Source organism: Klebsiella sp. ME-303 (assembly GCF_007910085.1).
Taxonomy (GTDB): domain Bacteria; phylum Pseudomonadota; class Gammaproteobacteria; order Enterobacterales; family Enterobacteriaceae; genus Klebsiella; species Klebsiella michiganensis.
Map to the genome: position 1 here is coordinate 196,880 of NZ_VOJB01000104.1, position 13,384 is coordinate 210,263.

Annotated in this window: 14 protein-coding genes; all 14 read right to left on the minus strand. The window is 61.1% G+C overall.

The features are described 5' to 3' along the window. The coding region (gene eutB, locus FQK12_RS26745) for an ethanolamine ammonia-lyase subunit EutB (protein WP_186711221.1) at positions 1 to 502 on the minus strand (502 nt) is incomplete at its 3' end. A gap of 11 nt (positions 503 to 513) precedes the next feature. Then, entirely contained in the window at positions 514 to 1,917 is a 1,404-nt protein-coding gene (eutA, locus tag FQK12_RS26750) for an ethanolamine ammonia-lyase reactivating factor EutA (protein WP_014230329.1), read from the minus strand. Next, positions 1,914 to 3,146: an ethanolamine utilization protein EutH gene (gene eutH / locus FQK12_RS26755; protein ID WP_014230330.1), complete on the minus strand. Its 1,233-nt coding sequence runs from the start codon at positions 3,144 to 3,146 to the stop codon at positions 1,914 to 1,916. The genes eutA and eutH overlap by 4 nt, the downstream gene beginning before the upstream one ends. 194 nt (positions 3,147 to 3,340) lie before the next feature. Further along, positions 3,341 to 4,528 carry an ethanolamine utilization ethanol dehydrogenase EutG gene (gene eutG / locus FQK12_RS26760; protein ID WP_014230331.1) on the minus strand — a complete coding sequence of 396 codons (1,188 nt, stop codon included), beginning with the start codon at positions 4,526 to 4,528 and terminating at the stop codon, positions 3,341 to 3,343. Beyond that, positions 4,518 to 5,357, minus strand: a complete 840-nt coding sequence (gene eutJ, locus FQK12_RS26765; RefSeq protein ID WP_004853053.1) for an ethanolamine utilization protein EutJ — start codon at positions 5,355 to 5,357, stop codon at positions 4,518 to 4,520. The genes eutG and eutJ overlap by 11 nt, the downstream gene beginning before the upstream one ends. A 10-nt stretch (positions 5,358 to 5,367) precedes the next feature. After that, on the minus strand, positions 5,368 to 6,771 hold the full coding sequence (locus tag FQK12_RS26770) for an aldehyde dehydrogenase family protein (RefSeq protein ID WP_014230332.1): 1,404 nt from the start codon (positions 6,769 to 6,771) through the stop codon (positions 5,368 to 5,370). A gap of 11 nt (positions 6,772 to 6,782) precedes the next feature. Next, positions 6,783 to 7,070, minus strand: coding sequence for an ethanolamine utilization microcompartment protein EutN (gene eutN / locus FQK12_RS26775; protein ID WP_004853058.1), 288 nt, complete (start codon positions 7,068 to 7,070; stop codon positions 6,783 to 6,785). A gap of 114 nt (positions 7,071 to 7,184) precedes the next feature. Further along, positions 7,185 to 7,475 (minus strand): ethanolamine utilization microcompartment protein EutM, encoded by a 291-nt coding sequence (gene eutM, locus FQK12_RS26780; RefSeq protein ID WP_000387720.1) that lies wholly within the window; start codon positions 7,473 to 7,475, stop codon positions 7,185 to 7,187. A 41-nt stretch (positions 7,476 to 7,516) separates the two neighbouring features. Continuing rightward, positions 7,517 to 8,533, minus strand: a complete 1,017-nt coding sequence (gene pta, locus FQK12_RS26785; protein WP_014230333.1) for a phosphate acetyltransferase — start codon at positions 8,531 to 8,533, stop codon at positions 7,517 to 7,519. Further along, complete coding sequence (gene eutT, locus FQK12_RS26790; RefSeq protein ID WP_014230334.1) at positions 8,530 to 9,333, minus strand: ethanolamine utilization cob(I)yrinic acid a,c-diamide adenosyltransferase EutT; 804 nt, start codon at positions 9,331 to 9,333, stop codon at positions 8,530 to 8,532. Before eutT ends, pta begins: the two co-directional genes overlap by 4 nt. Continuing rightward, the gene (gene eutQ, locus FQK12_RS26795) at positions 9,330 to 10,022 is read right to left on the minus strand and encodes an ethanolamine utilization acetate kinase EutQ (RefSeq protein WP_014230335.1); all 693 of its coding nucleotides are present in this window, start codon (positions 10,020 to 10,022) and stop codon (positions 9,330 to 9,332) included. The genes eutT and eutQ overlap by 4 nt, the downstream gene beginning before the upstream one ends. Continuing rightward, positions 10,000 to 10,479, minus strand: coding sequence for an ethanolamine utilization acetate kinase EutP (gene eutP / locus FQK12_RS26800; protein WP_009654912.1), 480 nt, complete (start codon positions 10,477 to 10,479; stop codon positions 10,000 to 10,002). The genes eutQ and eutP overlap by 23 nt, the downstream gene beginning before the upstream one ends. A 12-nt stretch (positions 10,480 to 10,491) precedes the next feature. Next, on the minus strand, positions 10,492 to 10,827 hold the full coding sequence (gene eutS / locus FQK12_RS26805; protein ID WP_004123425.1) for an ethanolamine utilization microcompartment protein EutS: 336 nt from the start codon (positions 10,825 to 10,827) through the stop codon (positions 10,492 to 10,494). 159 nt (positions 10,828 to 10,986) lie between these two features. Beyond that, positions 10,987 to 13,266, minus strand: a complete 2,280-nt coding sequence (maeB, locus tag FQK12_RS26810; protein WP_004853066.1) for an NADP-dependent oxaloacetate-decarboxylating malate dehydrogenase — start codon at positions 13,264 to 13,266, stop codon at positions 10,987 to 10,989. Positions 13,267 to 13,384 lie beyond the last annotated feature (118 nt).

The following is a 13,384-nucleotide window of genomic DNA, read 5'->3' on the forward strand; positions in this document are numbered from 1 at the left end:
CGCGGGTATCGTTCGGCTGCAGGCGGCAGCTAAAGGTCCCCGGCAGACCGATGGTGGTATTGGCTTTTTTGATCACCGGCATTTTTTTACCGCCGTAGATCAGATCGGCGTTGGAGCAGATCTTGGCCACCGCAGCCACCACCTCGGAGGTCAGCCCTTTGCGGACAAAGGCGATATCGTCGCTGGTGACCTCGTCGTTGAGCACGTATTCCCGCAGGTCGCTGATGGTCCAGTGTTTAATCCGCTGATAGGCGGTTTCGTTCACGTCATCCTGGATCAGGCGCGTAACGCAGTCCTCCTCATACGGGATCACCGGGTTATTACGGATATCGGCCACCGTCATATCGGAAAGCACCTGCTTGGCGGCCACGCGCTGCTGCGAACTCTCCGCTGCCACGCCCGCCAGCACATCCCCCGAACGCAGTTCGTTGGCTTTCGCCAGCACCTCTTTAACATCCTTAAACTGATAAACATTGCCGAACAATGTGGTCTTTAGTTTCATAAGTCGTTCCCTCAGGAAGGAAATGCGAGTGATTTCACCGTCACCGGCACAACCGATCCGCCAAAAAGAGGCGTACCAATGTCGATATAGTCCCCCGCCCGTACGCTCACCTCATCGATGACCGCCAGCGGGAGTTGTTGCAGCTGCGGGCGCAGCAGCATGCCCAGCGCTTTGCCAAAGTCCTGCTCGGCCACCACCAGCAGGGGATGCGGGTTGGGAAAGCGCGCGACAAAAGCCAGCAGCGCGTCAATCACCACCAGCAGGGCGGCGTAGCGCACCGGCAACGAAGCAGGAAGCGCCAGCACGTAAGCATCCGATCCCGGATCCAGATCGAGCTGCATCAGCGCCTGCTGCCAGGCGCTCAGCAGATCGGCTTCATCAAGCGGGATCGCCACCGGCAGATTGCGCAGCGGGAGCTGAACCCCCTCCAGCCAGATGGTGCTGCCGGAAAGCGAGAGCGTGTGCGCGCCGGCGCCAATCACCGTGGCGCGTACGGTTTGCGCCGGGAACTGCACGTTCATCTCCCGCAGCCGCGGATGCTCATGCAGCGCCGTGGCCAACAGTGGCCCAATATCAGAAAAACAGAACGGATCCGCGGGCTGGTTGCGGTAGCACTCGCCCACTCCGCCGGAAAGGGTTATCACCTCGGGTACCGCGCCTGCGGGCAGCAGGCCGGTTTGCATCAGCCGTTGCGCCAGCGGAGAGAGCGTGCCGTCGATAACTTCGACGATCAGCTCCGCCATCCGCCGCGCTACCTGCGCTAACTGCGAAGCACTCAACGCGCGCGCATCGGCGCCTGCGCTAAAAACCTCATCGACGATCATTTGTCCCGGCTGATGGGCATAAACCACCCGCCCCTGGCCGTCGGTCTCCAGCAGGCGCCCGCCAACGTTCAGGCAGGCGGTGGCGCTGATTTTTCCCGCTTCAAACAGCGCGTAGTTTGAAGTACCACCGCCGATATCAATGTTCAGCACCCGGCACATCCGCTGTTCAGAAAGGGTTTGCGCCCCGGCGCCGTGACCGGCAATCACCGATTCCAGATGCGGCCCGGCGCTAGCCACCACAAAGTCGCCGAGCGACTGCGAGAGCGCCATCACCGCCGGGCGGGCGTTACGGGTTTTCGCGCTTTCGCCGGTGATAATGATCGCCCCGGAGTCCACCGATTCGGGGGCAACCCCGGCGGCCTGGTACTGCGCCAGAATCAGCGCCTTGAGTTCGGCCTCCTTCAGACCGCCCTGCTTATCAACCGGGGTAAAGAAGACCGGGCTTTGCCAGCTAATTTCGCGTTTGATGAATTCGTAGCGCGGCACCTGCGACACCGCCGCACGGTTAACCAGCTCAAGGCGGGAGAAGATCACCTGAGTGGTGGTGGTGCCAATATCGATACCGACGCTCAGCAGCTGGCGAGTTTTCACGATTGCGCCTCCGCTTCGGTTTTCGCCGCCGCCGGCGCGCTTTCATCTTTCGGCACCAGCAGCATCGCTACGCCAATGGCGGTGACGCCGCCGATCAGCTTGCCGACGATCATCGGGAAGATCATGGCGTTCATGTTGGCGGCGGCGAAGCCTAAGTGATCCCCCAGCGCGAAAGCGGCGGAGACGGAGAACGCGCAGTTGATGACTTTGCCGCGGGTATCCATCTGCTTCATCATGCCGAACATCGGGATGTTGTTGGCCAGCGTCGCCACCATACCGCCGGCAGCCATATTGTTGATTTTCAGCAGATTACCGACGCGCATCAGCGGCTTTTCAAACCAGCGGGTCAGCAACAGCACCATCGGATAAGCGCCGAGCAGCACGCAGGAGATCGAGCCAATGACTTCAATGGCGCGCATCACCTCGCCGGGCTGGTCGCCGGGAGCCATAAAGATCGGGTCGAGCCCCGGGATCAGATCCCAGCCGAGCAGGAACTTGATGACCGCCGCCGCCAGGCCGATGGTGATCAGCGCCACCAGAAATTTGGCGAAAATCTGGAAGCCGTTGATCATTTTTTCCGGAATAAACTTCAGCCCCAGCGCCACCAGCACCGCGACGATAAGCACCGGGATCATATTCATCAGGATCAGCGCGAAGGTGAACTCCACCGGCTGTCCGTTAATCTCCACGCCGGAGTACATGGCCACCAGGCCGCCGGCGATGCAGCCGATCGGAATCGTGACGATCCCGGCCAGCACGCCCAGCGCCAGGTAGCGGCGGTCGGAGGGCTCGATGATGCCGAGCGCGACCGGAATGGAGAACACCAGCGTCGGCCCCATCATCGCCCCGAGGATCAGGCCGGAATAGAGCCACGCCGCCACGTCGCCGCCCGCCAGCTCTTTGGCGAGGAAGAAGCCGCCCATATCGCAGGCCAGCAGCGTTCCGGCGAACATCGACGGGTTGGCGCCGAGCATTTCATACAGCGGAATTATCACCGGCCCGAGCAGGTGCGCCAGTGCCGGCGCCAGCGCGGTCATCCCGACCATCGCCAGGCCCAGCGCGCCCATCGCCATAAACCCCTCTTCGAACTGGCCGCCGGATCCTTCGATGCTTTTGCCAAACTTGCCGAGAAAGCGCGCCGAGCCGCCAAACTGCGACAGGATCCTGTCCACGGCGGCAATCAGCATAAAGAACATCATGATGTACATGATGATTTCGTTAATTCCCATAGCCTTTACTCCCTGTCATTTATGATTTGTAGATACTGTGAACGCCGGGGCATTAACCGCGCTCCGGGGGCTTTCCCGGGTCGCGGCGTGAACGCCTTACCCGGGCTACGGAATAGCAGACGGCTGCGATCCTGTAGCCCGGCTAAGCGCAGCGCGAGCCGGGACAGCCACACGCCTCCGGGAAAATGGCCGCATCAGCGCGCCGCCGCGTACAGATCGATAATCTGCTCCCGGGTGGCGGTGCGTGGATTGGTGCGCAGACAAATGTCCTCCTGCGCCGCCTGCGCCCATGCGCTGAAATGTTCGGGCTTCGCCCCGGCGTCAGAGAGTCGTTTGCTCAGGCCGACTTCGGCGATCAGCGCCTCAACGGCGGCAATAGCCTCGTGGTCGTCGGTTTTTTTAGCGGTCAGCGCCCGGCCGATCTGGCTGAAACGCTCGCGGAATACCATGCGGTTAAACCGCATTACCGTCGGCAGCAGCATGGCGTTGGCCTGCCCGTGTGGAATATGCAGCGCCGCGCCGGGCTGATGCGCCATCGCATGACACAAGCCAAGACCCGCGCTGGAAAAGGCCATTCCCGCCATACACGAAGCCAGCAGCATGCTTTCGCGGGCGGCGAGGTCGTGGCCGTAGCCCACGGCCTTCGGCAGCGCCTGGCCGATCATCGCTATCGCGCCAAGCGCCAGGCTATCGGTGAAGGGCGTCGCGTTGAGCGCGCTGTACGCCTCAACGGCGTGGGTCAGCGCGTCAATCCCGGTCATCGCCGTCACCGGCGGCGGAACGTCTTCGGTCAGGGCGGCGTCGAGAATCGCCACGTCCGGCATGAGCGAGGCGTGGGCCAGCACCTGCTTGCGCCCGCTGACCGCATCGATAATCACCGTCACGTTGGTGGTTTCCGAGCCGGTTCCGGCGGTGGTCGGCACCGCAATGAGCGGCAGACGCGGGCGCAGTACGCTGCTTTCCGTCATCGCGCTGAGCGTCTGCTCCGGGTTGGTGACCAACAGCGCGACCGCTTTCGCCGCGTCAAGCACCGAACCGCCGCCAAAGGCCACCACGCCGTCGCACTTCGATTCGCGCAGCTGCGCCACCGCCGCGCAGACGTCGGTAATGCACGGCTCTCCCGGCGGACAGGGCCAGACGGTCATCGCCACCCCCTTCATCGCCAGGCTGCGCGCAAGCCCGGCGGTCATTCCCGCCTGATGCAGGAAACTGTCGACCATCACCAGCAGATGGCTTACGCCTCGCGCTTGCGCTTCCTGGCCGCAGGCGCTCAGCGCGCCGAGGCCGCACAGCGTCACCGGCGGCACGCTGAAGGTTTTCACCCGCTGCAGATTCAGGGTATCGAATGCCTGAAAGAGCGCCGTCTGCAGTTCAGCTTGCATAGATTCCCTCCGCTTTCTCTCTCCCGCTGCTGGCTATCGCCAGCGGGGTCATAAACAGGCTGTGCTGCGGTAAATGCACCCGTAATTCCGGGAAGCGCTTGCGAAACAGCGCGTCCACGCCCGGCTGCATACAGGAGCCGCCCGCCAGCCATAAATCAGCAATGCCCTGGCCTTCGATATGGTGAGCAACAATCTCGGCCATTTTTTCGTATACCGGCTTCACCACCGGCCAGATCTCCTGGGCGTTGCTGCGCTTGTACTGCTCCGCCTCTTCCAGCGGCATGCGGCGGTTACCGGCAAGGGTCAGGGAGATATGGTGACCGCCGGTCGCTTCATCGGCGGAGTACGTCACCTCGCCCCGTTTGACGATAGCGATCCCGGTGGTGCCGCCGCCGATATCCACCACGCCCGCGTTGTCGAGCTGTAGCAGATCCGCCACCGCGGTCGGTTCATCCAGCACGTGGCTAACTTCCAGCCCGGCAGATTCGAGTACGTTGATCGAAATACGCGGGTCGGTGCCCGGCGGAAACGAGGTCGCCGCGTGGCTGAAGCGACAGCCAAGCTGCTGTTCGAGCGTATCGAGATGGCGGCGCACGATGGTGACGGCGCCGAAGAAATCCCAGACGATGCCGTCACGCACGACGTCAGCCCAGTCCAGACACACCGCCACCGGCTGCCCTTCGCTGTCGACAACCATCGACACCACGTCGCAGGTGCCTAAATCCACGCCCAGCCACAGCGGTGATTCACTGGCGGCAGGCGTCTGATTACACAGGGCGGCCGCTTTTTGCAGTCTGGGGGTGAGCCAACGTTGTTCGTCGTGTGCCATGAGTCATCCCTTATACAATTCGGAAGGCATCCACCAGCACGCAGCGCCGCAGGCGAACGAAGGTGCGCGCGCTGGTCACCCCCTCCCCGGTTGGCGTAGTGATGGTCATGGTGGTCCAGCCCTCTCCGCCCAGCCCGAGCCCGGCGATGCACGGCCCGTTTTTAACGAAAATGCTGGTATCAATGGCGTTCGCCATCTGATTCATGTTGTCGATATTGCGCGAGTGCATCGCCGCCGTATGGTGGCAGCCGCCCTCCAGCTGCACCGCCAGCACGATAGCGTCATCGACGCTGGCCACCCGTACGACAGGGAGCACCGGCATCATCAGTTCCGTCACGGCAAATGGATGGCTGGCCGGGGTTTCCACGAACAGCAGGCGCGTCTGCGGCGGCACGTTCAGGCCGATGGCGGCGGCAATCTTGCTCGCGTCTCGGCCCACCCAGTCACGGCTGACCGTACCTTTGCCGCGCTCATCGATATTCTTCAGCAGCACCGGCTGAAGCTGCTCGGCCTGGGCCGCGCTGAGCTTCACCGCCTGCTGGCCTTCCATCAGGCGCATCAGCTCGTCGGCGACGCTATCGACCACAATCAGCACCTTTTCGTCGGCGCAGATGATGTTGTTATCAAACGAGGCGCCTTTGACGATGGACCGCGCGGCGCGCGCCAGGTCTGCCGTTTCGTCGACCACTACCGGCGGGTTACCGGCGCCGGCGGCAATCAGACGTTTATTGGTATGCTTGCGCGCGGACTCCACCACCGCTTCACCGCCGGTGACCACCAGCAGGCCAATACCGGGGTACTTAAACAGCCGCTGGGCCGTTTCGATGTCCGGGTTCGCCACGGTGACCAGCAGATTGGCCGGACCGCCCGCGGCAATCACCGCCTGGTTGAGCAGCATAATCGCCCGCTGGGAAACCCTTTTCGCCGCCGGATGCGGGGCGAACACCACGCTATTGCCCGCGGCAATCAGGCTGATGGCGTTATTAATTACCGTCGCCGCCGGGTTGGTGGAGGGGGTGACCGAGGCCACCACGCCCCAGGGCGCGTTTTCAATCAGCGTCAGGCCGTTATCGCCGGTGAGCACCTGCGGAGAGAGGCACTCCACGCCCGGCGTGCCGCGCGCCTGGGCCACGTTTTTGGCAAATTTATCTTCAACGCGACCCATGCCGGTTTCGCTGACGGCAAGCTCCGCTAATTCTCTGGCGTGTTTTTCGCCCGCCTCACGGATGGCGTGAATCGCCAGCTGGCGCATCGCCACGCTTTTCAGCCCCTGCTGGGCCACCTTTGCCGCCGCGACGGCGTCATCCAGGGAGGCAAAGACGCCCATCTCATGAACGGCGTCGTCCGGCTGGCTGCTGGCCGTCATTTTCAGCAGTACCGCTTTCACCACCTGTTCAATATCCTGTTGATTCATGATGTTCAGTCCTATTTATGGAAAATCACCTGACCGCCGGCCACCGCTTCATCGACGATACCGATGACGCACAAATCGACAGGAGACGCCTCGCTGCGGTGTGCCTGTCGCGCCGAGCTTCCGCTCACCAGCAGCACCCATTCACCGGGCCCCGCGCCGATGCTGTCGATGGCGACGGCGCACTGCCCGTCGGGCTTGCCCGCGGCATCAATCATCTCCACCATCAGCAGCTTGTCGTGCGCCAGCCCCTGATGGCGGACGGTGCAGACAATCTGTCCCGTGACGACTGCCAGTTTCATACCGCCTCCCTGAATTGCGTGGTAAGTCGTGGGCCGGATAAGCGCAGCGCCATCAGGCAATGGCGCGCGTTAATGCCGGAGGGCAACGCTGGCGCGTCTTATCCGGCCCGACCATCAGATGTTGCTGTCGCCTTTAAAACTGATGGGGAACACCTCCTCCAGATCGCCGTGCGGACGCGGAATCACGTGCACCGATACCAGCTCGCCGATGCGCTGCGCCGCAGCGGCGCCGGCATCGGTAGCGGCTTTGCAGGCCGCCACGTCGCCGCGCACCATCGCGGTCACCAGACCGCCGCCAATCTGCTTCACGCCAACCAGCTTCACGCGCGCGGCTTTCACCATCGCATCAGAGGCCTCAATCAGCGCAACCAGGCCCCGGGTTTCAATCATTCCTAATGCTTCCATTGTGTTTTCCTCTTACTTAAGGGGGTCCAGAACGGGACCGTTCATTCAACCTGCGTGGGTAAGCGGCACTCGCCGCTTACGTCACTCCGGCGCGGCACGGCTGCCACTAACGCCAGTTCGATAATTTCCTGCACGCTACAGCCTCGGGAGAGGTCGTGGAGCGGTGCGGCCAGCCCCTGAATCAGCGGCCCGACCGCACGATAGCCGCCCAGGCGCTGGGCGATTTTGTAGCCGATGTTGCCGGCTTCCAGCGACGGAAAAACCATCACGTTGGCCCGCCCCTGCAGCGGACTGGCGGGCGCTTTTTGCGCGGCGACCTCCGGCACGAAGGCGGCGTCAAACTGCAGTTCGCCATCCACCATCAGCTGTGGAGCGCGCTGACGTACGATCTCTGTGGCCTGCTGTACGTTGGCGACGTTGGGATGACGGGCGCTGCCGCTGCTGGAAAACGACAGCATCGCCACCCGCGGCTCCTCGCCGGTAATGGCCTGCCATGTCTCCGCGCTGGCGATGGCGATATCCGCCAGCTGCGCCGCCGTCGGCTGCGGCACCACGCTACAGTCGGCAAATCCCAGCGCCGGTCCGACGTACTGCGGCAGCATCAGAAAGATCGACGACAGCGTTTTGCAGCCAGGCTGAAGGCCAATAATGCGTAATCCGGCGCGCAGCACGTTCGCCGTCGAGGAGAGATTGCCGGCAATACACACGTCGGCCTTCCCGGCGCTGACCATGGCGGCGGCGAACATCAGCGGGTCGTTGAGTTTTTCCTCCGCGTCCGGCGGCGTTTTTTCTCCGGCGCGGGCAAGCCAGCTCCGGGCAAACGCTTCGCGCATTTGCCGGTTGCTGTGCGGGTCGACGATCTGCATACCGTCCATCGGCAGGCGGTGGCTGAGGGCGAACTGGCGCAGGGCAAAGGGGCTGGCGATCAAAATCGGCTTTGCCAGCCCCTGCTGCTGGAGGTAGTGCGCCGCTTTGAGGACGCGGATATCCAGCGCGTCCGCAAACACCACCCGGGCGGGCGAACGCAAAGCCAGTTGACGGGCGCGTTGAATAATCATTGATCCCCTCCCAGACGCTGTTGGATCTGACTGACGGTTAGCGGATGTTTCGCCACGCTTAAAATCATCATCACGTAGACGGTGCTGGAGAGGCGGTTGAGCGCCTGCAGAATGTCCGGACGTAAGACCTCAAAACTGCGGGTAATAAAGACCTGCGCGGCGACCGTTTCCGTTTCGCGTATTTTGCTGCGCAGCAGATTGAGCAGCGCGGCATCGCGGCCGTGGCAGGCTTCCGGCACCAGATGATCGTGGTCGAGATAGCGCAGCGGCTGGTGGGAAAGGCGATGCAGTTCATCCTCGTTCAGCCCGACGATAGACTGCGCCGCCAGCGGTTCACCCACGGCGTCGGCGCGCATAATATTGCCCAGGCGCGAGCGGATATCCGCCAGCCAGGGCTGCCAGGGCTCCGCCAGTTCGATTTGCAGCCATACCGCCAGGGCGATGGTGGCGTCGAGGGCGGCGCGAAAGCCCAGCCGCGGATCGCTTTTGGCGACCATTTTCTCCGCCGTCAGATGGGTCAGGGTGTCCGGTTTTTTGTCTACCGGCTGGCGGCACAGTTCGCAGCAGGCCTGGGGATGAGTACCGCTGCTGGTTAAACCGTGTACCGGCTGCGGCTGCTGCGCGTCGTCATCGACAAACAGGCTGCCCTGCTCGTCGAGAAACTTAATGCGCAGACGGCGGCTTTCCAGCAGCTCCCGGGCCGAAGGCGTCAGACGGGCGTCGGCGGGCAGATGAATTTCTGCTCCTTCGCTGAGCGTATGGTTCGCTCTGAGCCAGGCTTCGGTAATAAAATCTTTCATAGCGATTGCCAGTTCGCAGGCCAGGCGACGTACAGGAAGCGCACGGTCGACGGCGTGCCGAATTCAATGCTCGAACCTTTCGGGATAAACATCACGTCCCCGGCTTTGGCCACCATGGTTTCACCTTCATGGCGCACGTGGAGTTCGCCCTCCAGCACCATGTCGACCTCGTCATAGTTCAGCGTCCAGGGGAAGAAGGCGTTTTCCCACTGCATAAACCCGGCGGCCATGCTGCTGCCGTCCTGCTCGGTGACCAAATCCGTTAAGCCGACGCGGTGCGGTTCGGCGCCGTCGAAGCGGCCGAATTTCACGCTGCTGCCGTCAATGACCTTTACGCCGCCTTTACCGGTGACCGCCTTAAAGCTGGGCTGCATCGCGTCCATCCCCAGCGACTGCTTCTCCTTCATCACTTTTTCCATCAGCTGCGCCACCAGGCTTTCGGTAAACTGCCCTTCCGGCAGCTGCGCGATAATGGTTTCGCGAATGCGCTGGCTTTCGGTTTTTTCCTCTGCCGCCGGGACTGCCGGCTCTGGCGCGGATTCATCGCACTCCTGGATGGCGACGCCCAGCAGCTCCGCGACTTCGCGGGCTTCCGGGGTGATGATGCTGGCGCGCAGCACAACCGATATTTCCTCTTCGCCTCGCGCGTGGGCCGCACGAATATCGTTAGCTGTGATAAGTTTCTTCACCTGCCCCTTCCTCCTTTTGGCTGAGCTCACTCAGGTAATTCACCAAATGCTCTACGCTTTGCGGGTCGTGAGCGTTGAGTTCGAAAATCGGCTCCTGAAACCCCATCCCGTACAGCAGTTGCCGCACCGCGGCGACGTCGGCGTCCGGCATATCCGTTTTGCTGATCGCGGCGATATGTCGTTTATTCGCGCCAATATCCAGTAGCCCGGCGGGTAAGCGACTTTCGGTATCATTTGCCGCGTGGACATAAATCAACGTATCGACATCCTGCAGCGTGGTAATTAATGCGTGGTACCAGCGCGGATGACTGAAATATTCCCCCGGGGTGTCAATATCGCCTTTCTCGTTAAATTCCACGGCCTGCGTTTTTCTCGCGAGGGAATAATTCCCCTGCAACGCATTAAATAGCGTTGTTTTTCCCGCACCCACCGTACCGACAAATGCAATACGTTTCATTGCCGCCTCTAATTAGCTTTTGGTTAACTCGCAGAGGGTGTAATTTAATAATCGGCCAAGCCCGCTCACCGTCTGCAGCAGCGCCTCTTCTACCGCGCCGACCGAGCCATAAATCACCAGCGCGCCGCTAAACCGGTCGAGAAAACCGATATGCACATCGGCGGCCTTCATCGCTAAATCACCGGCGATCATGGCGGTTTCTCCAGGGGTTAAGGTCATAATGCCGATAGCGCCGGATTCGGGAACGCCGATCTTTTTCGCCAGTTCTGCCCCAGGATGTGCAATCAGATGCGCCAGCGTCACCTGCTTGCCGGGTACAAATTCCTGAATGATGCGTTCTTTATCCATGGCTCACCGCTCCGCTAAAACTTGCGCTTATCGTGACAAGTTTCCGCTGGAGTAAATAACAAAATTCGGCAAGTTGATTTGAAAGGTGAGATAGATCACTTATAAACAGAAATAAAAAAGCGCGGGAGAATTCCCGCGCCTGAAATAATTAAATGAACATTACAGCGGCTGAGTTTGCGCTTCAACAACCGCCAGCGCGACCATATTCACGATACGCCGTACCGAAGCAATTGGCGTCAGGATATGCACCGGCTTTGCGACGCCCATCAGCACCGGTCCGACGGTGACGCCTTCAGAGCTGGAGACGCGAAGTAAGTTGTAACTAATACGCGCCGCTTCCATATTCGGCATCACCAGAATATTGGCCGAACCTTTCAGCGGGCTGTCCGGCATCCGCTCATTACGAATGCTTTCCACCAGCGCGGCATCGCCGTGCATTTCGCCATCGATCATCAGCTCCGGCGCCTGCGCCTTCACCAGCTCCAGCGCCTGACGCATTTTGCTGGCGGACGGGCAGTCCGAGGAACCAAAGTTCGAGTGCGACAGCAGCGCCACCCGCGGTTCAATCCCGAATCGACGAACGGTTTCTGCCGCCATCAGGGTGATCTCGGCAATTTGCTCCGGCGAGGGATCGTGGTTGACGTAGGTGTCGGCGATAAAGGTGTTGCCGCTCGGCAGCAGCAGCGCGTTCATCGCCCCGGCCGCATGAACCCCTTCGCGGTAGCCAAACAGCGGCTGAATGACGCTGTAGTGCTCGTGATAGTCACCGATGGTGCCGCAGATCATCGCATCGGCTTCGCCGCGCTGCACCATGATCGCGCCAATGACCGTAGTGTTGCTGATCACCGCCCGCTGCGCCTGCTCCTGGGTGATCCCGCGGCGCTTCATCAGGGTGTAATATTCATTCCAGTACTCTTTGAAGCGCGGATCGGATTCGTTATTGACGATCTCAAAATCAACCCCGGCTTTGATCTGCAGTCCCAGCTTCTGGATGCGCATCTCAATGACGCCGGGACGACCGATCAGAATCGGTTTCGCCAGCCCAAGGGAGACCAGCTCCTGAGTCGCGTGCAGTACGCGGGTATCTTCGCCTTCCGCCAGTACCACCCGCTTCGGCTCTTTGCGCGCCTGCGAGAAAATCGGCTTCATAAACAGGTTCGTTTTGTAGACGAACTCGCTGAGCTTCTCGATGTACGCATCAAAATCGGCGATCGGGCGGGTCGCGACGCCGGAGTCCATCGCCGCTTTCGCTACTGCCGGAGCAATCTTGACGATCAGCCGCGGGTCGAACGGCTTCGGAATGATATATTCCGCGCCGAAGCTCAGATCCTGATCGCCGTAGGCGGAGGCCACCACTTCGCTCTGTTCAGCGTGCGCCAGCTCGGCAATCGCGTGCACCGCCGCCAGCTTCATCTCTTCGTTAATCGCCGTTGCGCCGACGTCCAGCGCGCCGCGGAAGATGAACGGGAAGCACAGCACGTTGTTCACCTGGTTCGGATAGTCGGAGCGGCCGGTACAAATAATGGCGTCGGAGCGCACCTCTTTCGCCAGCGGCGGCAGAATCTCCGGCTCCGGGTTAGCCAGCGCCAGAATCATCGGCGCGCGGGCCATTTTCTTCACCATCTCCTGAGTCAGCACTTTCGGGCCCGAGCAGCCGAGGAAAATGTCCGCCCCGTCAATCACGTCATCCAGCGTGCGTTTGCCGCTGTCTTCAACCGCATAGGCCGCTTTCGTCTCCGCCATATTTGGCTCGCGGCCCTTATAGATAACGCCTTTCGAGTCGCAGACCACGATGTTGTGTTTCTGCATCCCCAGCGCCACCAGCAGGTTCATACAGGCAATCGCCGCCGCGCCCGCGCCGGAGACCACCATCCGCACGTCGGAGATGTTTTTCTCCACCACCCGCAGACCGTTAAGAATCGCCGCGGTACTGATAATCGCTGTCCCGTGCTGATCGTCATGGAAAACCGGAATATTCATGCGCTCGCGCAGCTTTTGCTCGATGTAGAAGCACTCCGGCGCTTTGATATCTTCAAGGTTGATACCGCCGAAGGTCGGCTCCAGCGCCGCGACGACGTTGATAAATTTGTCCGGGTCCAGTTCATCGACTTCAATATCGAACACATCGATACCGGCGAATTTTTTAAACAGAACGCCTTTGCCTTCCATCACCGGCTTACCGGCCAGCGCGCCGATATTGCCCAGCCCCAGAACGGCCGTGCCGTTGGAGACCACCGCCACAAGGTTGCCGCGCGCGGTATATTTATAGGCTGCCAGCGGATCCTTCTCGATTTCCAGACAGGGCGCGGCGACGCCCGGCGAGTAGGCCAGGGCCAGATCGCGTTGGGTAGCCAGCGGTTTTGTCGGGGAGACCTGGATTTTTCCGGGGACCGGGAATTCGTGGAAATCAAGGGCGCTTTGTTTTAACTGCTCATCCATTTTATCGTTCCTTTCACGTATCGATCGTAGGGGGTGAAACGTTATCGCGTACCTGGTGTTCACCCTAAAGGGCCACCTAGTATCTCGCCTGACGGCTTCGTAAACTTTGAACACCGCC